Genomic DNA, 25,421 nt, shown 5'->3' with positions numbered 1-25,421 from the left:
CCTCCATGGTAAATGACCTGACGGAGCCTCTAAAAAAGCGCGTGGGCGGCAGTCTGTCGCGCGTGCCGCCATTGCAGCGGCTGGAGATGCTTCGGCGCAATGCGCTGTTGCTGCGCGGCGGGAAATGGTCACCACCCCCAAACGATGGAACCCTCGTTCGAAAAGTTGTTGGTCTTGCTCGCTGAGCGAGGCGTTAAGTTTATTGTGGTGGGTGGCATTGCTGTCACTCTGCAAGGGTACGTCCGCTTCACAGAAGATGTGGATCTGCTGATCGAGGACAGTGCTGAAAATATCGGTCTTCTGCTCGCCACCCTCAGCGGCTACGGAGAAGGTTTTGCTTCTGAACTCACACCGGCTGACTTTTACGAAGGTGAAGGTGCGATCCGCATCGTGGAAGAGACTGAGCAATGTCAGATCGACATCTTCACGCGCATGACTGGACGACGTTACGCAGATGTGATCGTCGACGCCGATACATGGATGCTGCGTGAGCTATCGATTCGGTATGCGTCAAAAGCATCTTTAATAGGCTGGAAAGAAAACTCAGTGCGCGAGAAGGACAAGCTGGATGCCATGGCCCTGCGCAAGTTGCAAAGCGATCCTCATTCACTGGACTGATCCGCGCAGGATACAAAAAAAGCGGCCGGGTCACCCCCAGCCGCCTTCAAAGTAGCCCAGTTGCGCCGCAACTGGAGTCATAAAGTACCTCAGCCAATCACCTCAGGCCATTCCGTATGGAACATCTGGCCTTCAGGCTTGTCCGTGCGCTCATAAGTATGAGCACCGAAGAAGTCGCGCTGCGCCTGCAGCAAATTAGCAGGCAGACGTGCCGCGCGGTAGCTGTCGTAGTAGCCGAGGCTGGCGCTGAACGCAGGGACGGGGATGCCGTTCAGCGTTGCGATGCTGACCACTTCACGCCAGTTCTGCTGCGTGCTGCTGAGCACGTCCTTGAAGAACGGATCCAGCATCAGGTTGGCCAGGCTGGCGTTCGTGCGATACGCATCCGTGATGCGGTTCAGGAAGCGGGCGCGGATGATGCAACCCCCGCGCCAGATGGCGGCGATGCGACCCAGATCCAGCTTCCAGTCCTTCTTCGCACCCATCGTCTGGATAAGGTCGAGACCCTGGGCGTAGCTGATGATCTTGGAGGCGTAGAGGGCGTCGTGCACCTTCTTCACCAGTTCGGCCTTGTCCGTCGTGATGTTAACGGTCGGTCCGGTGAGCTGCGTGCTGGCAGCCACGCGCTGCTTCTTCTGTGAGGAAAGAATGCGGGCTTCCACAGCGGCGTTGATGGTGCTGATCACCACGGCGTTTTCAGCGGCGTTCATCAGAGTCCACTGGCCCGTGCCCTTCTGGCCGGCCTTGTCCACGATGAGTTCCACGATCGGCTTGCCAGTCTCAGGATCCTTCTGCTCCAGCGCTTTGCCGGAGATCTGGATCAGGTAGCTCTGCATGTCGCCTTCGTTCCACTCGTTGAAGATGGCGGCCATCTCGTCGGTGGTGAATCCCGCGTGCTTGAAGATGTTGTAGGCTTCGCAGATGAGCTGCATGTCGCCGTACTCGATGCCGTTGTGAATCATCTTCACATAGTGACCCGCGCCGCCAGGGCCGATGTGGATCACGCAAGGCTCGCCGTCCACTTTCGCGGCGATGCTTTCAAAGATCGGCTTCATCACTTCCCAGGTGGAGGCAGGGCCGCCGGGCATGATGGAGGGGCCTTTGCGTGCACCTTCTTCACCACCGGAAACACCCGCGCCGATGAAGCGCAGTCCCTTGCCAGCGAGGTAGGCGTCACGGCGCTCCGTGGTCTGGTAGAAGCTGTTGCCGCCGTCGATGATGATGTCGTCCTTGTCGAGAAGGGGGAGGAGCTGCTCGATCACCGCGTCCACGGCGTCACGGTCGGTGTCCTTCACGGCGGTGGATTTCACCATGATGTGAATCTTGCGCGGCAGGGCGAGGCTCTGCACGAATTCTTCCAGCGTGTGGCAGCCCACGAGGGCCTTGCCGGGGTGTTTGGAGACGAACTCATCCGTCACGCTGGTGGTGCGGTTAAAGACGCTCACCTGAAAGCCGCGGCTCTCCACGTTGAGAACGAGGTTTTGGCCCATCACAGCGAGGCCGATCAATCCGAAGTCACTTTTTTTGCTCATATTTAGGGGCCGCAGACATACCCGCCCCCTCCGGCTTGGCAAAGGGGATTTTCCTCATGCCTGGCATGAGCCGGATTGATGGGAATCGGCACGTTTTTACGGTTGTGCCCTCACCGCGCCTTCGTTTATCCCTGCGCACCTCGCGTTTCACCCTGCATCCGCATGCACTGCCACGTCGCCCCAAAGAGAGAGAAATCCGGCCCTTATGCCGGGATGACTCTGCCGCCTCCGGCTCAAAGGGCACGAATTTCTGCTGCGCAACATCCGCGGTCCCCCTGACTCCATGAAAATCACCCTCGTTCTCCCCATTGTGCTCAGTCTGGCTGTCACCGCACTCCTTGCCCGGGATCTGCAAAAAAAGCCTGCCAGCCCCACTCCCGCCCAGCCCCCCGCTGCGGTCCCCGTGGAGCCTGAACCCGTCCGCTACACCATGGCAGACTGCCACCTGCACCTGGTCGATTTCCTCCAGCGCACCGACGGCGCCGCCGCCGCGCTCCGGGCCATGACAAAATCTGGCGTCACCGATGCCGTCGTCAGCGGCATGCCCGTGGTGAAGCAGTGGTCCGAATCCGAGCCCCAGCAGCCCCAATACTACCTGGAGGACGACGCCCGCTGCTACTGGTACTCCGCGACCGACATGCTCGTCGCGCGCGAGATCCAGGCCCTCCCCGAAGCCGACCGCAAACACTTCCACCCCATCATCTGCGGTTTCAACGGTGCCGACCGCAACGCCGTCGATCACGTCCGCCGCATGATCGAATGGAACCCCGGCTTCTGGCAGGGCATCGGCGAGGTGATGACCCGCCATGACGACCTCTCCGCCCTCACCTACGGCGAAACGGCGCAGGCCAACAACGCCTCCCTCCACCGCATCTACGAGCTCGCCGCCGAGCTCGATCTCCCCGTCTTCGTCCACTCCAATGCCTCCTCCGTCTGGAAGCGCGAACCCATCTACCTGCACGAGTTCGAGGAAGCCGTCACGACGCACCCCAAAACCAAATTCGTCTGGTGCCACGCCGGCATCAGCCGCCGCGTGGACGTCCCCACCCTCATGCAGGAAATCGACCGCATGCTGGCCACCTACTCAAACCTCAGCATCGACATCTCTTGGGTCCTCTATGACACCTGCCTCGTCAAAGACGGCAAACCCGTCGCCGAGTGGCTCGCCCTCTTCGAAAAATACCCCGCACGCTTCATCATCGGCTCCGACAAAGTCGGCCGCTTCCACGACTACGCCCCCGTCATGCAGCGCTACTACGTTCTGTTGGATGCCATGAAGCCGGAAACCGCCAAACGCATTGCCCACGACAACATCCTCGCCATCCTGCCCAAACAGGGCGCGGTGCTGAAGGCCGAGGCGTCACCTGCCGAAGTGCGGCAATCTGTGCCGGTGCTGACTCGCTGAAGAGGCATGCGTTGTCGATTCGCTTCTTAGTGACTTACTGGGCCATGCACTTAGCGCGGCTTTTGCGCTTCTTCCTCATTATGCAAATTATAGACATGGCCCTTGCCGTATTTTTTCTCCAGCAGCCTTTTGGCCTCTGTTGAATCTTTTGCAAAAATGGTAACGCGCTCGCCTTGCTGATCCGGACCTTCGCGCCACACGATGGCATGGTAAAGCATCTGATCATTGTCTGGCATGATCTTATTGGAATAGAGAGCTGCTGACAGGGTTCAGCGTAAGGCAGGAATCGGACTTGCCTTATCAGATGTGACTCAAGGCACCGGCTGCCCCTTGGCCCCGATGCTGTACAGCGAGTTCGCCGTGCGCACGTAGATCCGCTTGTCACCGATCGCAGGCACGGAATTCACCGGGCCGTCCAGCTTGCTCGCCGCGATCTTCTCAAACTTCGGCCCCGCCTTGATCACGATCAGATCGCCCTGCTGGCTGGCGCAGAAAATCTTGCCGTCGCCCGCCACCGGGCTGCTGAAGAACTTGGCGCTGCCTGCGGTGCCTTCGATGCGTTCCTCATAGATCACCTTGCCCGTCTTGAACTCCACGCAGCGCATGATGCCGCCGTCTCCCAGCAGGTACATGTACTCGCCAATCACGAGAGGGGAGGGGACATACGGCAGGCCCTTCGGAATGTCGAAAGGGACAGACACCGGCTTGCCGCTCTTGAGGTCCAGCGCCGCGATCTCCTTCACACCGCCGCCGGTGCCGAAGGTGCAGAAGTAGAAATCATCGCTGATCACCCCGGAGCCCAGGCTGCGCTGCTTGTAGCCCGGATTGTGCTGCCAGTTGATCTTGCCCGTCTTCAGCGCGATGCCCATCACCCCGCTGGTCGTGTCCGCGCAGATGAGTTCCTTCGCGCCGCCCTTCAGCTCATGCACCACCGGCGTGGAGAAAGTGTTCAGGCAGTTCGGGATGTCCAGCTTCCACGCCTGCTTGCCCGTCTTCACGTCCAGCGCCACGATGCAGCTCTGCCACTTCTGCTGCGCAGGATCTTCGGTGTACACCTTGCCATCGCGCTGCCAGTCGAATTCGCTGCGCACAATCATAAGGCCGTCCACCACGACCGGAGAGATCCCCGTGCCGTGCTCATGGATGTAATCCGCCACATGGTCATTGCGCCACAGCAGCTTGCCCGTGTGATCCAGCGCCAGCGCCTGGATGTTCGTGCCGCTGCTCCAGTTGATGTAAATGCGCTCCGCATCCACAAAGGCGGAGCTGCTCGCATAGGTGTTGTAGGTCTTGTGAATCGGGTGCGGGACAAACTCCTCCTCATGCTTCCACAGCTCCTTACCGTCCTTCGCGGAAATAGCGATCACCGCACGCTTTGTCGGGCCGGTTTCCGCCGTCACGATCACCATGTCCTGCCACAGCACCGGCGAAGACCAGCCTTTGCCCACCGGCACTTTCCACACCGTCGTGCTGTCATCCACCACCGCAGGCAGGCCGGTCGTGTTGGCAATTCCGGTGCCGTTCGGGCCGCGAAAACGCGACCAGTCCGCAGCCGAAAGTGCAGTGACAGAAAACAGGGTGATGAATGCGAGAGTGAATTTCATGCGAGCGGATAGAACGTGGCTGGTTGGAAAAAAATTGCCCCAAGAGGCCCCACTAAATGGGAGAAGTGCGAATTAAACAGGTGTGTCCGTCGCGGCAGGCGGCGGAACTTCCGGAGCGTGGGTCTCTGCCACAGGAATCTCTGCCATCAGGATGCCAGTCTCGGGCGCCGGGGTCATCGGTATGCCTGCCTCGTGGGAAACGGCCATCGGTAAATCTGTCACGGAAGCTTCCACAACCGGCACCTCTGCCACAGGTGCATCCACCACCGCAGCCTCATCCTTGGCCACCTCGCTGCTCGCAGGCTCCACCTTCGGGGCCTCATTCACTACCACGGCGGGCGGCGGCACGGGCTCCGCCACGGGCGCAGCTTGCTCCACCACCGGCGGCGCTGGTTCTACCACCTTGGACTTGGCATCCACCAGCGCATTCTTCACCGCCTCCAGCGCCTCGCTCAGGCGATACTCCAGCTCCGCGATCTTGTACCCATCTTCACGTGCACGCTTGCGCGATTCAGCCTCCAGTTGGGCCAGCTTTTCTTCCTGCTCGCGCAGTTTTTTGTCGCTGGCACTCGCAGACGTATTCGGGCTCGGGGCGGTCGAAAGGCCCACCGCATTCATGAATTCCTTCTGCACCATCTCCACCCGCGCCTCCGCCGCCTTCAGCGCGCGCTGCAGATTGGTGATCTTCCCCTCGGCCACCTGGGTGGCCTCGCGAGCCTTGGTCAGCTCCGCCTCGGCACCACCAGCGGCGGCGTAGGCCGCCTGCTCATCACGGACTTTCTTCAATTCCACCAGGTAGGACTGCATCTCCGCCTTGTGCTTGATCACCAGTTCCTGGGCCTCGATCATCCGTTTTTCAAAGTCAGCCGCCCGCGCATTCGTCGCCGCGATGGCCTGCTCCTGCGCCTGCATCCGACCCTGCTCGGCCGCCAGCGCTGTTTCCAGATCCTTGATGCGGCTCTGCGTGGGCACCAGCTGGGCCGCCACCTCCCGCGTCGCCGCCAGATCCGCCTCCAGGCGCGTGATCTGCTGGGAGGCATCGTTCGCACGGCGCTCCGCCACCTCCCGGTGCGTGCTAAAGCGCTGCTGCAGATCCGCAAAGCTCGCTGCGGCCGCAGAGCTGTTTCGGGCATATTCCGCAGCCTCGGCGGCCGCTTTGGCCTGCGCCGCCTGCAGCGCCGCCCCGGATTCCGTGCGCAGTTGCTCCAGTGCTGCGCTCGATTCGCGCTCCAAACGCTTCAGTTTGCCCCTCATCACCAGCCAAGTAACCAGCATCGGCAGCAGGACGGCGGCGGCAGCCACGGCATAAAATGTCGTCTCAGGGACAATGGGGCCGGTGCCGAGCATTGCTTTTTCTAACGTAGTTCCTGCAAACATAGCACTATATGAACGCTCACACTCTATTCTGTCCAGCACGCATTGCTCCTTGAGCGGCGGATAAAGGTGGCTAGTTTGCGCCCCCTTTCCCCCCAACCCCAACATGTCCAAGTTCAACATCCTCATCGCCGGCAACAACGACCCCATTTCGAGCAAAGGCATCGACCTGCTCAAAGCGGAGCCGTCCTTCTCTGTTGAGGTGAACATGAATCTCAAGGCCGAGGACGCCATGATCGAGGCCTCCCGCAATGCCCACGCCATCATCGTCCGCAGCGGCGCCAAAGTCACCGCCAAGGTCCTCGAAGCCGCCCCCAACCTCAAGGTCGTGGGCCGCGCGGGCGTCGGCGTGGACAACATCGACGTCCCCGTCGCCTCGAAGCGCGGCGTCGTCGTCATGAACACCCCCGGCGGCAACACCATTTCCACCGCAGAGCAGGCCTTCACCCTCATGATGGCCCTCTCCCGCAAGACCCCCCAGGCCCACGCCACCATCGTCAGCGGCAAATGGGACCGCGCCAAGTTCAAGGGCACCGAAGTGTTTGAAAAGACCCTCGTCGTCCTCGGCATGGGCCGCATCGGCGCCGAGTTCGCCAAGCGCGCCAAGGCCTTCGGCATGAGCGTCGTCGCCTACGATCCCTACCTCTCCAAGAACCGCGCCGAAAGCCTCGGAGTCACCCTCTGCGAGGACCTCGATGCCGCCATCGTGCAGGCTGATTACATCACCATGCACATGCCGCTCACGCCGGAGACGAAGCACATGATCAATGCCAAGCGTCTCGCCTCCCTCAAGAAGACCTGCCGCATCATCAACTGCGCCCGCGGCGGCCTCATCGACGACGCCGCACTCGCCCAGGCTCTCACCGACGGCACCATCGCCGGCGCCGCCCTCGACGTCTTCGAAGTCGAGCCCCCACCGGCCGATTACCCCCTCCTCAGCGCCCCAAACACCGTCTTTACCCCCCACCTCGGTGCCTCCACCGAAGAAGCCCAGGAAAACGTCGGCATCGAAATCGCCGAAGTCATCAAGGCCCACCTCCTCCAGGGCACCGTCGTCAACGCGGTGAACATGCCGAACGTCGATCCCAAGGTGCTCGCCGAAATCGGCCCCTTCCTCAAGTTTGGTGAGCTCCTCGGCCGCCTCGTCTCCCAGTTTGCCCCTTCCCGCGCCAACGTCGTCCGCATCAATTACAGCGGCAAAGTCGGCGGTGGCGACACCACCCTCATCTCCCGCGCCGTGCTCAAAGGCTTCCTCGAGCGCGCCGTCGGTGCCGAGCAGGTGAACTACATCAACGCCAACGGCGTCGCCGACAACCTCGGCCTCCGCTTCACCGAAAGCCGCCTGCCAGATGCCAGCGAATTCACCGACCTCATCGAAGTCATCGCCAAAAACGACACCGAGACCGCCAGCATCGCCGGCACCTTCTTCGGCAACGAGCCCCGCATCGTGAAGGTGAACACCCACCGCATCGAAGCCCGTCCCGAAGGCACGCTCCTCTTCATCGAGAACATCGACCGCCCCGGCATGATCGCCGCCTACAGCACCACGCTCGGCAAAAACAACGTCAACATCGCCGACATGAGCCTCAGCCGCGACAAGGAATCCGGCAAAGCCTTCACGCTCCTTACCCTCGATTCCACCCCTAGCGCCGAAGTCCTCGCCGAACTGGAAAAAATCCAGGGCATCAGCAAGGTCCACTGCGTGGCCGTCTAAGCACCAGCGAATCGTCCTCCTACTCGTCCTCGATGCTGCAGTGCCGCATCGGGGACTGAAGGGAGCATTCGTATATTCACGGAGTCGCGCCTCATCAAGCGCCTTTGAGTGCCCATGCAAACGCCTCCCGGGTCCGGTTGATGGCGGAGCCATCAAAGCCTGTAGCGAGGGGTTGAGCGCAGCGACACCCCTCGTTCACCGACATAGCTTTCCTATCGATCAAGGCATCGCGTAGCGATGCCAGCCCTTGCGTCGCCTTCGCGTCGCACCTCCAACGCGTCAGCCCTCCAAAGGAGAGGGATCGTCCCGATCCCTCCACGCCCACGCAACATCCAGTGGCTCCGAGCAACCCTCAAACACGCTCCACTTGGGCCGCCGGATACACCGTGTTTCGTTCCACCTGGGCAAAGAGCTGCGTTTCTTCCCACGTGCAGCTTTTAATCAATCACGTAGCTGTACAAATCCCCATTCTCCAAATGGAACCTCAGCCGAATAGGAACTCCCGCCGGCAGGCCCTCCGCACCCTTCCATCGCATTGGCAACTTCACCCCATCCTGCTTCTCGATCACGCCGGACTCCTTGTCATACCCTTCGATGACATTCCCTCCAACGTCCAAAACCTCCACGCTCAGCCTGCCGCCTTTGACATCCGCATTCACAAAGAGCGCCTTTCCTGTCGGCACAAACGCATGCGTTTCCACGGTCCCTTCCTTCTCCTTCGCTTGCAGAGAAGCCAGCCCGTCCAGCCGCCATGCAGCCCGCGCAATCGACTGCGATTTCTCCGGTGCCAGCCCGCCATGAGGCGTCGTCACCGCCGTGTAGTACATCCACATCTCATCGCCGACGATGACCGGCGAGTTGCACAGGCCAAAGATGCTCCCGGCATCATACGCATGCGGTCCCAGAGCGATCACCGGACTCCGGTCTGAGCACCGGTGCCAGTGCCGGCCATCACGGCTGTGCACCAGCTGCACATCGATGATGCCCGTGGCCGATCGCTTGTGTCCATTCACCTCGTCATTGCCAAACAAAGCCGAAGGCGGCTCCACCCGGCGGAACGGCGTGGCGAATCCCAGCCACTGCCCGCCATAGGCAAACGCAGACAGATTGTAGAACTCGGAATAGGTGCCGCCCTTGAGCTTCCTGGCGGCCTTGTTGTCGATCTCATCCGCCACCATGACGGGCTGCGGCTCCGACCAGTGCTGCATGTCCTTGCTCACCGACAAAAACACCTGCCGTATCCCGACCACCCGCGGATCACCCTGTCGTTTATGAAAGGCCAGGTACTCACCCGTCACTGGATCCTGCGACAGCGTGATGGTATCGCAACCCAGCAAAATCGGCTCGGGGGCCAGCGTCCAGCGCAGGCCGTCCGGTGAATGCGCCGCATAATACAGGCGATGCGTCTTGTCCCGGTACCAATCCACCAGTTCAAACTTGTCTTTGAGCCTCTGTAGCTTGGCCGCATCCACCCCTTTACTGGCATTGCCGACCGCCTTGTATCTCTTTTGCGGGTCGGTCTCAAACTTGTCTTCAATGATGCTCGGGCTGTGCAGATTCAGGTTCGTGACATTCGTCTTGCCTGCGATCTTGAGAATCGGCCGCTCCCAGTGAATGCCGTCCTTGGAAGTCGCATAGAGCACGCTGCCCGGATCCGCATACCACATCCTGAACCCGCCTGTGGCCTCATCACGCAGCACCGTGCCATAGATGTTCACGCGCTTGTCCACAATGCCGCCCTCCTCAATCACCTCCCACGGCATCTCAGCTTCCAGCACCGGATGTTCGAGCTTCTTCGCCGGGTACACCACCCGCGTGAGCCCCCGCTTGGCCAGGATCATTTCATCATCCACAAACAGCTGCTTCTCTCCCTTCTTCAATGCAGGCGCGGCCGGGCGTTCCAGCGGCGCCTTTTGCGCCAGCAGCAGCGCCGGGAATGCGATCACGAAGCCAAGGCACGGCAGCAAGCTTTTGGCCAGTGAGAGCCGTCGCATGGACATGGGTGATTTTCGCGAATTGAGCCAGCTGGGATGCTTCATCCCCCTATACACGTCGCTTTCAGCCCCAGATTGCAGGTAAAAGCAGATGACCATGGCTCCTACTTTCCGCCACCCGTGGTGGCAGCACGCTCATCTTCTCCAAGGTGCAGGTCCCCAAAGTGCAGGTCCCCAAAGTGCAGATCCCACCTCCAGCAGCCACCGCGCTCCTGCCTTCACTTCTTCCCAACCTGCCCCTGTTCCACCTGAGGCACCCCGGACTGACCCGGCAGAACCTGTGGCCCCGAAAGCTTCGGTGGTGTCGGCAGAACCGTGCCGTCCGGCGCACGATCCAGCACAAAACCGCTGAAGTCCGCAGGCAGCGGCAGCAGCCGGCCATCCGCCGCCAGCACCTTGCCCTCCGGCACCACCTTGGCGCTCACTTTCGTCATCCGGCCATCGCGAATCAAATACGCCTGCCCACCAATGGCAAAAAGCCCCTCCCGTACCGTCGGGCTGATATCCTCCACGAAGTCCGTCGGCAAGGTCACCAGCCGCCCCTCCGGCGTCAGCACCTGCCCCTCAGGCACCAGGATCGCATCCACCAAAGCCGCCCGCCCATTGCGAATCAGGTACGTATGGCCGAGATAAAACACAACGCCATCAGGCACCACATTGATCCCCAGAGCATTCGTCGTGACCTCCTTGGCCGGAGGGCTGCCCGTTTGAGCAGACACAGAAAAACAACAAGCCAGCGTTGCCGCAAAAAGGAAGAAGGGGAGGGGTTTCATGGTGAGCACAGCCTAAAAAGCGCCCCCTCCATCCGCCATGGGGTCTCCACCCCAGGCCTAGGTCACATCATCAGCGGCAGTTGCATCTTCAATCTGCTTTGACCATCCAGCGTCCGGCGCGTGCGAATGTGATCAGGTCACGAATCCGAACGGCCTGCAAGTTTGACTCCTCTTCTGGAGAACGCTTCTCACGAAACGGATGGCTAAGGATCATCCATAGCAGGCTAAGCGGCGCTAGGATGCTCACTCCTTCGCTGCCAAAATGGTGTTCGGACTGGAACTCCGTCAAATCCACTTGGAATTTCTTCCCATAGGCTTGGATCAAATCCCATCCATCATCGCCAGCGACACCGAGATCGCCGTACAACGTTGTCTGGAGGTGGCTGCGCTCAGCCTTGGATCCCGTGAAGGAGGCCACAAACTCAATGACGCTTTCTTCCAAATTTTGCATGAGCCCCGGCTACTTCAGCAGCCACTCCACCAGCCCTGCCTCCGGATCCTTGCCCTCACCACGCACCCAGCTCAGGTAAGGCCCCTGCACTTTGATCATCCCTGGCAGATCCAGATACTTCGCACCACCCGGCAGAAACATCGGATCACGGTAATCAAGAATCTTCCCAAAGCGGAAGCCATGCGTGTCATACGCAGCCCGGTCGATCGCCTCACCCGCCACCGCACGCGCAGCCAGCGCGATCGGCCCCGTCTGTTCACCCAGCGCCGCGATGCACACCGACTTCGGACTCGGGTGCGTTCCCACCTTCGTGTTCCGCAGGAAGCTCGTCAGCGTCAGCACATCATGCGCACGCTGCGCAAACAGCGCGCTGTTGTAGCCATACGTGTATCCCGCAAACTCACGCGGATTCGCCACCAGCCGGTTCTGCTTCGCCAGTTCGGTGCCTTGAAACAGCAGATCCACCCCCAGCACCGCCGCGCCACCCTTCACCAGTTCCTTCACCTGCGCGTTCGCGATGCCGGCCTTGCCCGCGTCATCCAGCCAGATCACCACCCGCCCGTTCCACTCCTTTGGGTACAGCCACGTCACGCTCAGCTCCTCGTTGTAGGTCTTGTTCGTTAGTGTGCCCGTCATTTCCAGGTGGTCCCCACGGTCCTGCTTGTCCTTCAGCGTCCACTCCACCTCGCCCGCCTTGTCATACGTCCGGCCGATCACCACTTCGATGCCCTCGCGCAGCACCTTCGGGTCCGCCTCACGCAGCAGCTTCTCCGCATCCGCAGTCATATACTTCAGCAGCTTTCGCTCAAACTCCGGATCCGCCGCCTTCGGGGCAGGGTGCTTCTCATCCCAAACCGTCAGCTGCTCCTTCGTCAGCGGCTCATAGTCCTTCTCGATCACCGGCGCTTCCAGCCCCAGGCTGAAATGCTTGTTCACAAACGTGTAAAACGCAGAGCGCGTCACCGCGTTGTAGTTGTGTGGAAAATGCTCCCCGCGCAGCAGGAACACATTGTCCTTCTTGCCAAAGGTCGTGTACAGCTTCTGCAGATCCGGAAAGCCCTTCGTCGCCATCTCCTTCGTCCAGTCGTTCGCCGTGTTCATCCCTTGCGGTTTCGGCGCAAAGAGCCCCGCAAATTCCACATTCCCCGTGCCGATCCGCAGCAGCGAAGTGTTCTCGCACGTGCAGCCACCCTGCATCGCCGTGCTCACCATCACACACGGAAAGGAAAGCTTGATGCGGTCATCGATCGCCGCCAGCAGCATCGTCTGCGTCCCACCACCGCTCGCACCCGTGATCGCCGTGCGCTCCGGATCCACCTCTGGCAAAGACAGCAGGAAGTCCAGCCCCCGCACCGCGTTCCACGTTTGCAGACCCATGATCGACTGCAAATGAGCCTCCGCCTGAGGACTGTACAGCCCCCAGTTCTCCGCCGTGTTCATCTCCGGCCGCTGCTTCGCAAACGTGTGCACGATCTCGCGCGGGATCTGCACCGAGTCCGAATCACTCAGCATGTCCCACTGCCACACCACGCAGCCCATCCGCGCCAGTTGCACGCAGAGCGATTGAAAAATGCTCTTCCCGCCCCGCTCAAAGCGTTCGCCCCCCGCCGCGATCTCCGCCCGCACCTTCGCATCCGTCTCAATCGAAAGCCGCGCATCCTTCCAGTGCCCGTGCGCAAACATCACCCCCGGCACCTTGCCCTTGATCACCTTCGGCTTCCACAGGCTCCCCGTCACAAAAAATCCCGGCGCGCTCTCAAAGTAAACCTTCTCCACCGTGAAGCCATCCCCCTCCACCTTCCCATGCACCACCGCATTCAGCGGCGTCTTCGTCGGCATCGGCCACAGCCCCTCCGCCACCAGGATCTGCCTCCTCACATAATCCCTCCGCGCATCCCACTCACTCAGCGAAGACGGCGGATTGAAAGGAAAATACCCGTTCAGATCCTTCGGCGCCTGCAGACGGCTGTCCTCAGCACGGACAATGGACGACGCGAGAACGGCAAGGAGAAGCAGCTTGGATTTCATGGTTGGGAAAAAGAGAGAGCCCAAACAAACGCCCCAAACCCGCCAAGTTCATCACCAAGCTCACAAACAAGCCATCACGCCGCATTCACTAGTTCCCAGCTGCGTTTCCACCTGCTGAGATGCTCCATTATATATCCCCGCCAAATCCCTTAAGAATTGCAGTTGTTAATAAAAAGATTGGGGAGAGGCCGAGGGATGGGCTGCGGTAAAAAGACCGCTGCATTTTACATGATTTATTGTCAATAAGATAAAGATTTATTTTAGTTGACACAAATATTTGATGTATTTTTGGTTTGAAAAACATAACTCACATGAGAATGGATACGCCCTTTGCCTAGACCTATGAAACAACACCGTGTAGATTTCCTTTTATTTCTAATCAGTATTTTGTTGTGGGTGACCCCTTCTTATGCTGGTCCCACCTTCGGTGGCACCACTTTCGTGGTGCCCGTTGGAGGGTTCAACTATACTTACGCTTGGTACACATCCAATTCGGCTTCTCCCCAGCGTAACGATGGCTACAGGAATACGGCGGGTGGAGTTTACACACTCATTGTGACGGGATTAGTCGCTAACCCGACTTTGGCGACGGTCACTGGCAGCAGGGGCGCGGTGCCCATCAATGGCTACCTGCAAAACGGTGTCTATCATGACAAGGCGCAGGTGACCACCAGTGACATTGCATTGACATTCAATGGTGTAAACTACACTTCAGTAACCACCACCACGAACAATGTAGTTTCTCTTTCTGCAGGTACTGTTGACACAACCACGACGCAGGTCTACACAGGACAGGGCACTCTTAACGTGGCTGCCGATGGGAAAGTTACCGGAACGGAGACGGGTTACTTTGTGAATGGCACGTGGTATCTAAACAATCACGTTACCAACTCAGCAAATTTGACCTTGCCCAATGGGCATGTTTACACTTGGTACGACTACTTCACCAATTACATTAAAGATGCCAGTGGTCAGGTTGTTCCCGTCGTTACCGAAACCTACAGCCACTACGATGGCAACCAGACTAACCAGTTCACCGTCGCAGCAGACGGCACTCTCAGTGGCTCTGAGAGCGGCTGCGTGGTGAATGGAATGTGGTACGTGAATTACGCGCACGATACCGAGACTGTCGATTACACTGCACCAAATGGGGCGCATTACATTTCACGTACCCTGCTCACTTCCTACGTGCCAGATGGCAATGGCGGAGTATCCAGCAGCGTTTCGGAGGCCTATTCAATGTCGGCCTCCTACAACGGCCCCTACGTCGGCACCTTCATCGTGGATCCCAATGGCCGTATTACAGGCGATCTGACGGGCTACAAGATCAATGGAAACTTTTATATCAATGGCTACTCAGCAGCACCCATTTCAGGGCTTGCCAGCCTCAATTTGCTTGGAGCCACTTACACTTTTAGCCAGGGGTCGGCTAGCTACGCCTTTGACGCTCAAAACAATCCCACGTCCACCCACTGGACGGACAACTATTCCAGCCCGGCTGGCGACCAGGTCCAAATCACCTATTCATGGGCTGCGGGTGATGCGCAGCCGACACAGCGCATTACCGGATCAGACCCCTATGCAGGCAGTTTTTCCGCTGATTTCACTGGGGGTATCAACAATTTAGTGTGGCAGGCACGCACCGCGCCCAGTTTCACTCAGGCGACGCTCTATCTCAACGGCACACTGCTGAGCTGGCAATCCGGGGCGATCGATACGGCCGGTGTGGTCACCGACACCTATGGGCCTGACTCCAATGGCAGGACGCTGGTCTTTAAGGGATCAGTGCGCGATTTCATGCAGAATGCAGGCAGTGCTGATATCAGCCTCAATGGTACCAGCGTAGGCAGCTATGCGCACGGCGCTCCGCTTAGCATCGCTGGCTGGGATGTCGAGGTCAGCGCGCCGAACCGCGAAACCCCTTTCTTCACGGTCGCCACGCTTTGGGTGGACGGCACTCCCTACTCCTTCAGCAATGGCTACGGTGATGCCGGCGGCAATCGCAAAGACGTTTACCTGACCAGCGGTGGGACGGTGAGCATCAGTGGAAACACCGCATCTGTTCCCAATGCGAGCGTGCAGGTAAACCACAACGGAGAAATCCACACGGGCACTGCTTATTTCCAAAAGGGCGGCAGTTTTACCGTGCAGGGGGTGGCCATCTCAGCCATTGCGCCCGATTCCGGCCCCCCGGCGTTTTGGGTTGGAGACGTGTTTTACCGGCGCACCGCAGGCACCAATCAATACACCTCCTTTCCCACAGCGGGCGACAGCCTGAGCTTGGACGGTACAGATCCTGCAGCAATGCGTGTTTCAGGCACCCAGGGAGAAAGTCCCATTTCTGGCACATTTGATCCCTCTGTGGGAGTCTTTCTTGTTTACCTGCAAAATACCCAGAGTCGTCTGCCAGCATGTCCCTCTCATACAGATGGCTCGCAGATTCCCACTGGCAATGAGTCTCCCTTTGCGCCCGCTGTGCATGTGGGCACCGAAGTATGGAATTTCCTCGGAACAACGATGGATGACGGCGCTCCCGCCAGCACGGCCGCCTATTATGGCAATACACGGAATGCCGTGTACACCGCCGATCCTGTAGCGGCACCCCTCACACCAGATGACCATCGCCGTCTGCTCAAAATTAGAATTGACCCAGTGACGAATGTTCCGGGTCCTGTGACATTGACCGACTACCGCACAAACACCAGCGCCAGTGGTATATATCTTAGTACCAACGGCATCTTTCAAACTGGCACCTCCAACTCGTTGCCGATGCCCATCTACAGCGTTGACCCCAATGCCAACGACACGCCTTGGCAGCCAAATCCGGCTCCCACTGCAGGCAGCGGCGCACCCGGCAGCGGTCCCGCCACGATACTCGTCGGCAATCAAGTATGGCGATATAATTATCAATACGACGGTAATGCTTACTATATGGGTTATTACGATGGTCAGCAGCTGGCCCTCAGCGCCCCCAATGCCGGCGGCGTGCGCACCATCACCGTCACCGATCCCGTCAATGGCAATGCCACCGGCATGCTCAATGACGTCAACGGCAGCACCACACTCAGCAATGGTCAGACCATCAATTCCGGAACTCCGACAGGAGCTCAGGTTCAGCCGCAAAACCTCGCCACCGTCGGCGGTGATCTCGGCGTTCCCGGCAACATCATCAGCATCGGCAGTTTAAACGGAGCTCCAACCACCGCAGGGGCCATCCTGCAATTCAGCGATTCCGGCACCCAGGCCATGTTTGGCACTGCGCTCGGCCGTAGTGCCGCCCAGTGGGTCTGGTGGCGCGTGGATCCCGCCAATGCCGCCAGCTTTGTCCCCACCATGGTGGTGGACAGCGCCTTCGGCCTCGTTCTCTATGATCCAGCCCATCCTTCCACCTCCACCGTCAAGCTCAACCCCAGTGCCAGCACGGCCTCCGAGCTCCCCAAGCTCAAGCTGACCAACCAGACGCTGGATGAGTCAGGCAGCGTTGTCACCCAAGCTCTTGGAGATGAGCGTTACTTACGTGTTTCGGGTTCCAATATAGCGATTGGGGACTTTGATGTCAGAATAGGGTCAGGAGCCAATGCCGAGAATACTGGTATAAGCATCGGTCAGGGTGCCTATGCGGGGCAATACGCTATCTCTATTGGCATGGGTGCTGGTTCAGGTAATAGTTCTGGATTACGTTCCATCGCTCTTGGTACTTCGTTTGCCGGGGGCGAAAAATCCTTCGCTTCAGGATACGGAAGTATTGCTGCACAGCGAGGTGGCATTGCCATTGGCGAGGCTGCTTATTCAAATCACGTGGGACAGGTGGTGCTTGGATCATTTAACGAAGTTAACATTGGAACAGACACCCCAGAAGCCAGCGACAGCATCTTCATCATCGGCAACGGAACCGCAGAAGACGCCCGCAGCAACGCCTTCGTCATCAAGCGTAACGGCGACACTCAAGTCTTCGGCACCCTCACCGTAGGCGGCAAAACCGTCCTCACTCAGGACGCCGCAGACACCCGCTACATCCAGACCAGCCAGGTCGGCGGCGGGGGAAACAGCGCCATCCTCACCCAGGACGCCGCAGACACCCGCTACCTCCAAAAAGGCCAGCCCATCCGCGTCGCCCCCGCCGGAGACATCCCCATGAGCGACGATTTCAAGGCCCTCCCCCCCGGAGTTCCGGACCCCACCGCGCCTTGATCCACCGCCTCCGCCACACCCACGGCATTCTCCCCAGCCTCGCTACGAGTGATTGCTGACCCCGGACCTTTTTCTTGGACTCCATGAATTCAAATTCCCTCCGCACCCTGCGCGGACAACTCCTGCGCGAAGTCATCACCCTGCTGCTTTTCGCCGGGCTCATGCTGCAAAGCGCCACCGCCGTTGCCCCGGACTGGTGGAGCACTCGCGGCGCTCTCATGCCCGATGCTGACTCGGATGACTTTGCTGTCGCCAATGTCGGTCAGCTCAAAACCATCGCTCAAAAGGCGGCACAGGAAATGAATGATGCTTTTCCCGGCGGTGCTGGCACCGCGCTCAATGCCATGGTCAACGACTGGCTCGCTCCGCCCGCCTCCGGCGTCTCGCGGGATGACTACGCCGCCCTCACCCTCGGCCAGCTCAAGACCATCGCCAAGCCCTTCTACGATCGCCTTGCCGCAGTAGGCTTGCGTCCTGCCAATACCTATCCATGGACCGGCACGAATCCTGACGACTACGCCTTGGCAAATCTCGGTCAGGTGAAAACGGTCTTCGCCTTTCAAGTCCCCCCCCTTGTGCAGCTCGCCACCCAGACGGGCATACCATCCTCTCAGCTGCTGGCGGCAGTGCAGGTATGGCTAAACATCTCCTTGGACCAGCGCGCCGAGGATGCCACGCTCGATGATCTGGATGGCGACGGCATTTCCAATCTGCAAGAACACCTCATGGGCACGCCCATCTTCGATCCAGCCGACATCGACGGCGACCGCATCCCCAACACCGTGGAGGATCTCTATCCCGGCATCCTCAGCAAAAGCCGCTTTGCGGATGCCGTGGAGGACTACGATGGCGACGGCGTGATGAATTTCGAAGAAATCCAGCTCGGCCTCAGCCTCAGCGCCGCAAGCTCCGGCCGCAGCGATGGCTTGAACGATGCCCAGGTCCTCGCCACCCACCTCAAGCAGACCCTTCCGGGCACCGTGCGCGAGATGGCCCAGCGCCAGCTCTGGGACTTCAGCATCTACCTCCTCACCGACTTTGACACGGACGACGGTCTGCTCACCGACCACCCCGAGTGGCAGATCCAGGCAGATGCCAATGCCAATGGCCTGCCCGACGGCTGGGAGGCCTACATAGCCGCGTATGTGCCACCGATCATGCGCACCTCCTACACCGACTGTGATGGCGATCGCATGCCCGACTCTTGGGAGTACCGCTACCAGCTCGATCTGCGCGATACGGGCGACGCAGGCTATGCTCTCTTCTATTCCGTCACTGTTCCTCAGGCCCCGGTGGCCCCAATCCCAGCGGACTACAGCCCAGAGGACTACACGGTGGCCCTTGCACAGTATCAGAGCGCCCTCGCCGACTACACCTTCACGGTCCAGACAGACCCCGATCTCGACCGTTTGTGCAACCTGCGCGAGTACTACCTCGGAAGCAATCCCCGCCTAGCCGACACCAACGGCGATGGCACCGCTGATGAAGCCACAGTCCTCGCCGGAAACGACCCCAGCGGCGGAGGTCCCAATCAGGGTAAAGAAGCTCAGGCCGACGATGACGGCGACGGCGTCCCCAACGCCCAGGAGCTAAAGCTCGGCATCGATCCTTCCCAATCCAATGCCGGACAGGATCAGGACAACGACGGCTTCACGGATGTCGAAGAAGCTCTTGCTGGCAGCGGCATCTTTGATTCATCCAGCAGATCAGGCCCTGCAATCTTAGCCTCAATAAAAAGCTATGGTTTCCTTTATGACGAAACCCAACCTTTTCCCGGCGGAACAATATACAAAAGGTTTAGTGGTAGAGCATATAATGACTATGGTGTAGAATTCATAAGTATTTCGGAGTGGGATGCTGGAAATTCATCTGATCAAGGCGATGCTGTGCGAGGTGCATTCAATACAGGAACTTTTGGAGGCACCGAACAACTCACGCAACAGGCATTTCCCCAGATTTTCTTCGGAAATATGGAGCTCTATAGGACGTGGGTCAGCGCTTCCACCGGCGGGTCATTCACCCATGAGGGTGGCGGGGATGCCACGAAATTCACCATCGTCAAAGCCACGATTCCTAACCCACCGAAGGTCCCTTGGACCCGACTGTATCTTGTAAAGAAATACACTGGAAGCACTCAAGACTATGCGTCTGAGAGCGATATGATTTTTGGCGATGAGATGGGTATCGTAGTATTTAGTCAGGACGCTGAAGGCAATCAAAGCGTCACATATCAACCCACTGTCGCTGACCCAGCGATCTCCAACGACGGAAATAGTCTGATTATTACCCCTCCCCAGGTGGAGAACCAGATTATCAGCTACCGGCTGATGCCCTTAGAAATTGAATTCTCTGTTCCCGACCTGCCCGAAGAGTATGTAACGCCCCTTCCGGGTGCACCTCTGCAAGACAATGTTTACGCAGACGAAGTGGGAGCTGAGAGTTCTCAAGAAAAGGTTGCAACTGCAGGGGGGCCTGAACCTATAATATTTAAGGGAACTAATCGTTTGAACATTGCTAAATTGGAAAATTCTTTGAACGATGGACCTCCGCCTACAATTGATTTTGCCAGCACTGAGCCGGAACAGTTTAAAATTAGAATCAGGGCTAAAGATGGTAGCACGATACAAAATTGTTCGATTATAGTTCAAACGTATGATGCGGACGGAGATCCAGATATAACACCCAATGTCGTATCCTTACAGTGGGATGACTATAATAAGGTGTTATCAAGTAAATCATTGTTGTTGGTTAGTGACTACTATGACCGGGATCAGGCGAGAGATTGGAATGGAAGAGGGCTGTTATACAACTCAAGCACCAAAGAATCTCGTGTCTTCAAGGCTTCTGGCGGCGGATTTTTAAAAATCAAGAGTCTTACGTGGGCGGGTAATTCAAATCCGGTTCCTATAGAATATCAAGTTGATGTGGCGAAAGTTTTTAAAACGATACCTGTGACTTTTATTGTGTTAGATAGTGCGAGTGCGGACAAAGGATTAAGTGCAGTTGCCAGAGTTTATAGTGATATTCAGGTTGCAAACGAAAGATTACTGCAATCAGGAATTCAAATTAAAGGTGTGGTGATAGGACCTGTGGCAACTCCGGATAGTATCAAGAGTAACACCGGAACGGTGGAGGCTCCAAGTAACGCTGATGGTCCAACTGAATCTCCCGATGAATTAGCTCTTGGAAAGATAGGTACGCCCGAAAATGGTGATGATTATGTTGTATTTTATGTGTTCAATTTAAAATACCGAGGTGATACCACGGGAGGTCATTTGCGAGGCATTGCGCGCAATGTGCATCCCAACAAAGTTGTGTTAGGCAATGCTATAATTAATTTTTCGCAAACAGCAGGTGTTCCTTATGTGCTGGCGCATGAGTTATTTCATTTATTTAGCAAAAGAGGGCATTATGGAGGTCCTTTAAAAGGGGACTATCTTGGAGGTGTAAATAAGGTTCATAATTTGATGTTGCCGGGTGGGACTAGTGAAAATATGGATATAAATGGCACCAAGAGGATTTTTCCTGTTCAGCAGATTATGATTGATAGTAACTTTAAATTTCACTATTAATGCTTAATGAAGCGAGTCTGTGATTAGAACAATAAATAAATCTGAAATGCGACTCATCATAATAGTGTTAATATGCTGTTTGGGGCGGCTTTCTGCGCAGCTTTCGCGTGCGGATCCATTTTTGGATGAGGCGAAAATGCGACATGTTAAAATGCTGGTGGATCTTTCGTATGACGATTCTAGGCCGGCGGATGCCAAAGAGTTAGAGTTGATGGAAAAAATTCGGGAGGCAAAAGAACTGCGTCGCTTACAAGCCATTCAAACCGAGCCTAATCTTGGTCCGTATTTGATTGCCCTGGCTGGAAAAATTTCAATGGAGAAGTCAGGCGGATTGACGGGTGTTCTTCAAGCAATGGCTATGAGGAAAGATATAGACGCGGAGGTTATTCAGTTATACACTCAAAAAGCTGCTGATTTGGTCAAAAAAAATCCTAAGAATTTGACAGGTTATGAGTATGATCTTTTGCTTGGTGTTCCTGACTTGCTTAAATTGCATGCGTCGGCTGAAAACGAAGATGCACTGGTCGGGATATTAAAATTGGGGGAAAAAATGAATGACATTGGGCTGGCGTTTTCAGTGGCAAGGGCGCTTGCCAAGATAGGCACAAATCGTTCTCAATTACCCTTCGAGGAAGCGTTGGAGTGGCTTCGGTTGCTTCGAAGTAGCCCGGATGATGCGGGGCTCCTCGTGGAATTCCGAGGATATTTGCTTGAAATGATCGATCGGATCAAGAGTAGCAAAAATGCTGAGTCAAATATGAATGGAGCCTCCCCTGCAACAAGGGGTAAGCAGGTGGTAACAGTGGATGCGAGAGTTCAGCAAGCCACCTTATGGATGGCCTCACTTGGCATCATTTTTTGCTTCTTTTTGGTGATTGTTTTTCTGCGCATTCGAAAACCAGGCAAATAAATGACTTCACGATTCTAGCAATACAAGAAATGGGGATAAAAAACATGCAGGCATTTATTAGATTGACTGCACTCGCTTGCAGATTGAAAACAAAAGTTCACCGAGAAAAACATGCCAGACATCATGTGTTCCATTCATAACGTAGAGGATTGTGGTGCAATGCTAAATCGAAGCATGCGCGCCCATCAAAGAAGCTCGTGATCTCGCAGTCCCCGTTTCCCCGCTCAGCACAAAGACATCTCCATCTCATCCCACCTCCCTCACCGAAGTCCGCATTCGCGATCCCCCTCAAGCCACCGCCTCCACCACCTTCGTCTTATCAATCTTCGCCACGTTCGAGTTCGACACCTTTTTATCCTCCGTGTAATTAAACAGGTTCAAGTCCAGGTGGTGCGCATCACACCTTGGGCACTTCTTCAAAGTGTAAGTAATGCGTGCCGCAGCATCCTTCTGAATCGTCTGATCCAGCGTGGCAAGGGCCGCTTCCGTCTCCGCCAGCGGCGCAGCGGCAATCGGCGCGGTGAACTCATTCGCGCGTGCAATGAGCTCTTTGATCGATGCCTGCAGCGCCGCGAGCCGTTCCTTCTTTTTCAGCTTCTTCACCACCGACCACTGCTCCGGCGCATGCAGGTATCCGGTGCGGTGTTTCTTGAGGTACTGCTGGCAGTCCTTGCAGTAAGGCATGCCAAAGACCAGCGCCGAAGGCACCATCGCACCGCCCGCGTAGCCGCAGATCTCCAGCAGCTTGTAGAAGTAGCCCCACATCCCCAGCGGACTGCCTGCCTCACCCGAGCTGCGGCTCTTGAAGGACATCCCTTCACTGATCTCGCGGAAGTAATCGATGAACCCATAGCGCTCCGCCGGAATGTGATGCAGCTCGATGATGCTCAGGTAGGTCAGATAGTGCGCGGCGAAGTAATCCACCACCGCCGTGGTCAGCATCCCAAGCACAAACGCCTTGCTCAGCTTCACCTGCAGCAGTCGCGATCCCACGGCATAGCCCACACCGCTCGCGATCCCCACCAGAAACGCCCCCGCTGGAATGATCCCATTCGCATACCAGCCCATGATATTTTCACCGTTGTCATTCGCGATCTGCACCAGCCACAGCGCCAGCGCCGATGTGCCGAGACCGCAGAGGTAAACGATGAGACCGGGTTGACGAAGAGGCTGGCTGGGCGTGCTCATGGAATCCGCCCGAATTATCAGGTGGCGAAAATAATGACAAGCCTTTTGTCGTTTCACCGTGCACGGCATCAAAATTTCATTGATTCGCCACGCACGTCACCAGCCCCCTCACCTCAAGGCCCGATCCTCTTGTAGTACCCGCCGCTTTCACTCAGCACACTGCCATCAGCCTTCGTCGTCTTGGAGTGAAACTCAATGCGCTCCGGTGAAAGAATCCGCCGCGTCCCGCGATGCTGCACGCCCGCAGCCCCTGGCACCGCATTCTTGACCATGGAATAAGTCTGCGTCTTCGCATCCCATTCCACCTCCTGCCTTGCGTCCCCCTTGAGGGAGGAGGAGTAAGTCTCAGCATATTTCTGGGTCGCTGGATCATAAGTCGTGAGCGAGGCCTCCACATACGGCTTCGATTTCCCCTGCGTCGCGCCGCCCGTGCCCGTGAGGATGCCCTCCGGCAGATGCACCTCGCGCCACAGTCCCGTACCGTCGTTGCTCCAGAAGTAATGCACGGTGATTTTGTCATTCCGGTCCCGGCCCGGACCCGTCGTCCAGTGCATGCTCCATTCGCCAATGAAGGCCGAAAGCGCGCGCATCGCATCGGTGCTGGGCAGCGCCACAGACCCTTCCGCCGGTGGCTGATACTCCTCCGCCAGCGCCGCCGGAAACTCATACGTCGTGCCAGGATTGAGCCGCTTGGCAAGACGCAGCGCCAGCTCCCAGTCATCGTCACGCGTGTGATGGATGTTCACCTGCCGCTGATCCACCCGCTCCACCGTCGCTGTGAACGAGTTCGCATTGAACTCAATGTGAGTGACCTTCCCGCGAAACGGCGGCAGCTCGCGCATCTTGAAAAGGTCCGTGTAAATCACAGGCTCCATCAGCGCATGCGGTGCCATCACCTTCTGCGGCGGGGTCACCAATCCAGAGGTGCTGGAGATCGCCGTGTAGCTGCCGTTCCCGCTGATAGGCTGCACCGCAAGCACGGCCTTCGCGCCAACAGTCCGTAGTTTCACCGGCGGCACCTTCTTGGCCGTGCGCACATAGCTGCCTCGCTTCGTCGAGATCACTTTGCCGCTTGCATCCTGCGTCACCGTTTTCCAGTCGATCCGGGCCTCCGTGGTAAAGGTGGCCGAGTTGATGCGCGTCTGCCCGTTCATCGGCGTGGGCAGCGCTGTGGTGAAAGTCCGTGTCGCCTCATCCCAGGTGCTGCTCAGCGCCCCGGCACCGCCCACCGCAGGATCCGCGCTCACGTAAGCCTTCGCTCCCGCATCATAACGGATACGCGCAATGTCCAGCGTGGGAGCTTCCTCGCTCCCCTCATGGTCAAAGCGCAGCTCCCGCCAGATGCCCGTGCCATCCGCCAGCCAGTGGCAGTTCATCTGTACCTTCGCCGTCGCATCACTCTCCAGCGTGCCGCTCCATGCTCCGATGTACCGTCCCAGCACCGCGATCTCGGGCGATTTGGGCCGCGCCTTCGCCGCGCGTTGATCTTCGGAGAGCAGCACATCCTCCAGCGCTGCGGGAAACTCATACATCTCACCCCGCTTCAGCTTCTCGGCGATCTTTTGGGCCGTGTCGCTCGTGTACGGGCCGCTCGCAAGATACAGCCGCGAATCCGCGCCCTGCAGCACCATCGCGCAGCTTTTTTCACCCAGGCCCGGATCCAGCACCGTGGCCCGGAAGGGATGCTCGCGCCCCAGATCCATCAGCCCGCTCGGCACACTCGGCGTTGAGGGAAAGAAAGAGGCCCTGCTCGGCAGCGTGCGCATCAGCCTCACCGTTTCATCCAGCCCCAGGAAATCCATCAGGCACTGCGGGAAGGCGTAGCGCTGGTGCGCCTTCAGCTGCGCCACAAACTGCTGCTCTGGCGTCGGGATGGAGCTCAGGTACTCAAACTTGCTCTCACCGCCATCATCCGCCCGCAGCGCCAGCTTGAAGCCGCTCGCACCGCTGCTCACGCTCGTCACCTCCGCCACAAAGGGCTTCGTGTGCAGCAGCGTGAACACTCCGCTCGGAGACTGTGCCCTCAGAGAAGTGGCAAACACACAGCAAAGGAGGATGACCGCGCGC

16 protein-coding genes are annotated in these 25,421 nt (G+C 58.0%); 6 read left to right on the top strand and 10 right to left on the bottom strand.

All coding sequences use genetic code 11. The features are described 5' to 3' along the window. Positions 1-144 precede the first annotated feature (144 nt). The gene (locus AC3RLQ_RS08290) at positions 145-618 is read left to right on the top strand and encodes a nucleotidyltransferase (RefSeq protein ID WP_493036082.1); all 474 of its coding nucleotides are present in this window, start codon (positions 145-147) and stop codon (positions 616-618) included. 89 nt (positions 619-707) lie between these two features. Here AC3RLQ_RS08290 and gnd read toward each other — a convergent pair whose 3' ends face one another. Beyond that, on the bottom strand, positions 708-2,150 hold the full coding sequence (gnd, locus tag AC3RLQ_RS08285; RefSeq protein WP_493036080.1) for a decarboxylating NADP(+)-dependent phosphogluconate dehydrogenase: 1,443 nt from the start codon (positions 2,148-2,150) through the stop codon (positions 708-710). 283 nt (positions 2,151-2,433) lie between these two features. Between gnd and AC3RLQ_RS08280 the strand changes: the two genes are divergently transcribed. Further along, positions 2,434-3,555 (top strand): amidohydrolase family protein, encoded by a 1,122-nt coding sequence (locus AC3RLQ_RS08280; protein ID WP_493036078.1) that lies wholly within the window; start codon positions 2,434-2,436, stop codon positions 3,553-3,555. Positions 3,556-3,605: 50 nt separating this feature from the next. On the opposite strand, the gene AC3RLQ_RS08275 is transcribed toward AC3RLQ_RS08280, so the two are convergent. The 3 genes from AC3RLQ_RS08275 to AC3RLQ_RS08265 form a co-directional block, all read right to left on the bottom strand. Continuing rightward, the gene (locus AC3RLQ_RS08275; protein ID WP_493036076.1) at positions 3,606-3,791 is read right to left on the bottom strand and encodes a hypothetical protein; all 186 of its coding nucleotides are present in this window, start codon (positions 3,789-3,791) and stop codon (positions 3,606-3,608) included. 75 nt (positions 3,792-3,866) lie between these two features. Then, positions 3,867-5,159 carry an outer membrane protein assembly factor BamB family protein gene (locus tag AC3RLQ_RS08270; RefSeq protein WP_493036074.1) on the bottom strand — a complete coding sequence of 431 codons (1,293 nt, stop codon included), beginning with the start codon at positions 5,157-5,159 and terminating at the stop codon, positions 3,867-3,869. A 72-nt stretch (positions 5,160-5,231) separates the two neighbouring features. Then, a complete protein-coding gene (locus tag AC3RLQ_RS08265) occupies positions 5,232-6,506 on the bottom strand; it encodes a coiled-coil domain-containing protein (RefSeq protein ID WP_493036072.1) in 1,275 nt (424 codons plus the stop codon). Positions 6,507-6,639: 133 nt separating this feature from the next. Here AC3RLQ_RS08265 and serA point away from each other — a divergent pair, with 133 nt between their 5' ends. After that, the gene (serA, locus tag AC3RLQ_RS08260) at positions 6,640-8,247 is read left to right on the top strand and encodes a phosphoglycerate dehydrogenase (RefSeq protein WP_493036070.1); all 1,608 of its coding nucleotides are present in this window, start codon (positions 6,640-6,642) and stop codon (positions 8,245-8,247) included. 437 nt (positions 8,248-8,684) lie between these two features. Here the strand turns inward: serA and AC3RLQ_RS08255 are convergent, their stop codons facing one another. From AC3RLQ_RS08255 to AC3RLQ_RS08240, 4 genes are all read right to left on the bottom strand, one after another. After that, complete coding sequence (locus AC3RLQ_RS08255) at positions 8,685-10,241, bottom strand: hypothetical protein (protein WP_493036068.1); 1,557 nt, start codon at positions 10,239-10,241, stop codon at positions 8,685-8,687. Positions 10,242-10,459: 218 nt separating this feature from the next. Then, the gene (locus tag AC3RLQ_RS08250; protein WP_493036066.1) at positions 10,460-11,014 is read right to left on the bottom strand and encodes a hypothetical protein; all 555 of its coding nucleotides are present in this window, start codon (positions 11,012-11,014) and stop codon (positions 10,460-10,462) included. Between the two features lie 88 nt (positions 11,015-11,102). Next, complete coding sequence (locus AC3RLQ_RS08245) at positions 11,103-11,465, bottom strand: DUF1493 family protein (protein ID WP_493036064.1); 363 nt, start codon at positions 11,463-11,465, stop codon at positions 11,103-11,105. A gap of 9 nt (positions 11,466-11,474) precedes the next feature. Beyond that, a complete protein-coding gene (locus AC3RLQ_RS08240; RefSeq protein WP_493036062.1) occupies positions 11,475-13,493 on the bottom strand; it encodes an alpha/beta hydrolase family protein in 2,019 nt (672 codons plus the stop codon). A gap of 582 nt (positions 13,494-14,075) precedes the next feature. Here AC3RLQ_RS08240 and AC3RLQ_RS08235 point away from each other — a divergent pair. From AC3RLQ_RS08235 to AC3RLQ_RS08225, 3 genes are all read left to right on the top strand, one after another. Then, positions 14,076-17,684, top strand: a complete 3,609-nt coding sequence (locus AC3RLQ_RS08235; RefSeq protein WP_493036060.1) for a hypothetical protein — start codon at positions 14,076-14,078, stop codon at positions 17,682-17,684. Between the two features lie 83 nt (positions 17,685-17,767). Continuing rightward, entirely contained in the window at positions 17,768-21,256 is a 3,489-nt protein-coding gene (locus AC3RLQ_RS08230; protein ID WP_493036058.1) for a hypothetical protein, read from the top strand. Between the two features lie 46 nt (positions 21,257-21,302). Next, the gene (locus AC3RLQ_RS08225) at positions 21,303-22,166 is read left to right on the top strand and encodes a hypothetical protein (RefSeq protein WP_493036056.1); all 864 of its coding nucleotides are present in this window, start codon (positions 21,303-21,305) and stop codon (positions 22,164-22,166) included. 288 nt (positions 22,167-22,454) lie between these two features. On the opposite strand, the gene AC3RLQ_RS08220 is transcribed toward AC3RLQ_RS08225, so the two are convergent. Beyond that, complete coding sequence (locus AC3RLQ_RS08220; protein WP_493036054.1) at positions 22,455-23,354, bottom strand: hypothetical protein; 900 nt, start codon at positions 23,352-23,354, stop codon at positions 22,455-22,457. A gap of 113 nt (positions 23,355-23,467) precedes the next feature. Next, entirely contained in the window at positions 23,468-25,357 is a 1,890-nt protein-coding gene (locus AC3RLQ_RS08215) for a hypothetical protein (RefSeq protein WP_493036052.1), read from the bottom strand. Positions 25,358-25,421: the final 64 nt, after the last annotated feature.

It is taken from the genome of Prosthecobacter sp. GW821-HT29F12 (assembly GCF_058803405.1).
The sequence above is the reverse complement of the archived record's forward strand: the minus strand, read 5'-3'. Positions and strand labels throughout refer to the sequence as shown.

Coding starts and splice junctions, on each gene's coding strand:
- AC3RLQ_RS08290 (WP_493036082.1), top strand. CDS start 145: ATGGAACCCTCGTTCGAAAAGTTGTTGGTCTTGCTCGCTGAGCGAGGC.
- gnd (WP_493036080.1), bottom strand. CDS start 2,150: ATGAGCAAAAAAAGTGACTTCGGATTGATCGGCCTCGCTGTGATGGGC.
- AC3RLQ_RS08280 (WP_493036078.1), top strand. CDS start 2,434: ATGAAAATCACCCTCGTTCTCCCCATTGTGCTCAGTCTGGCTGTCACC.
- AC3RLQ_RS08275 (WP_493036076.1), bottom strand. CDS start 3,791: ATGCCAGACAATGATCAGATGCTTTACCATGCCATCGTGTGGCGCGAA.
- AC3RLQ_RS08270 (WP_493036074.1), bottom strand. CDS start 5,159: ATGAAATTCACTCTCGCATTCATCACCCTGTTTTCTGTCACTGCACTT.
- AC3RLQ_RS08265 (WP_493036072.1), bottom strand. CDS start 6,506: ATGCTCGGCACCGGCCCCATTGTCCCTGAGACGACATTTTATGCCGTG.
- serA (WP_493036070.1), top strand. CDS start 6,640: ATGTCCAAGTTCAACATCCTCATCGCCGGCAACAACGACCCCATTTCG.
- AC3RLQ_RS08255 (WP_493036068.1), bottom strand. CDS start 10,241: ATGCGACGGCTCTCACTGGCCAAAAGCTTGCTGCCGTGCCTTGGCTTC.
- AC3RLQ_RS08250 (WP_493036066.1), bottom strand. CDS start 11,014: ATGAAACCCCTCCCCTTCTTCCTTTTTGCGGCAACGCTGGCTTGTTGT.
- AC3RLQ_RS08245 (WP_493036064.1), bottom strand. CDS start 11,465: ATGCAAAATTTGGAAGAAAGCGTCATTGAGTTTGTGGCCTCCTTCACG.
- AC3RLQ_RS08240 (WP_493036062.1), bottom strand. CDS start 13,493: ATGAAATCCAAGCTGCTTCTCCTTGCCGTTCTCGCGTCGTCCATTGTC.
- AC3RLQ_RS08230 (WP_493036058.1), top strand. CDS start 17,768: ATGAATTCAAATTCCCTCCGCACCCTGCGCGGACAACTCCTGCGCGAA.
- AC3RLQ_RS08225 (WP_493036056.1), top strand. CDS start 21,303: ATGCGACTCATCATAATAGTGTTAATATGCTGTTTGGGGCGGCTTTCT.
- AC3RLQ_RS08220 (WP_493036054.1), bottom strand. CDS start 23,354: ATGAGCACGCCCAGCCAGCCTCTTCGTCAACCCGGTCTCATCGTTTAC.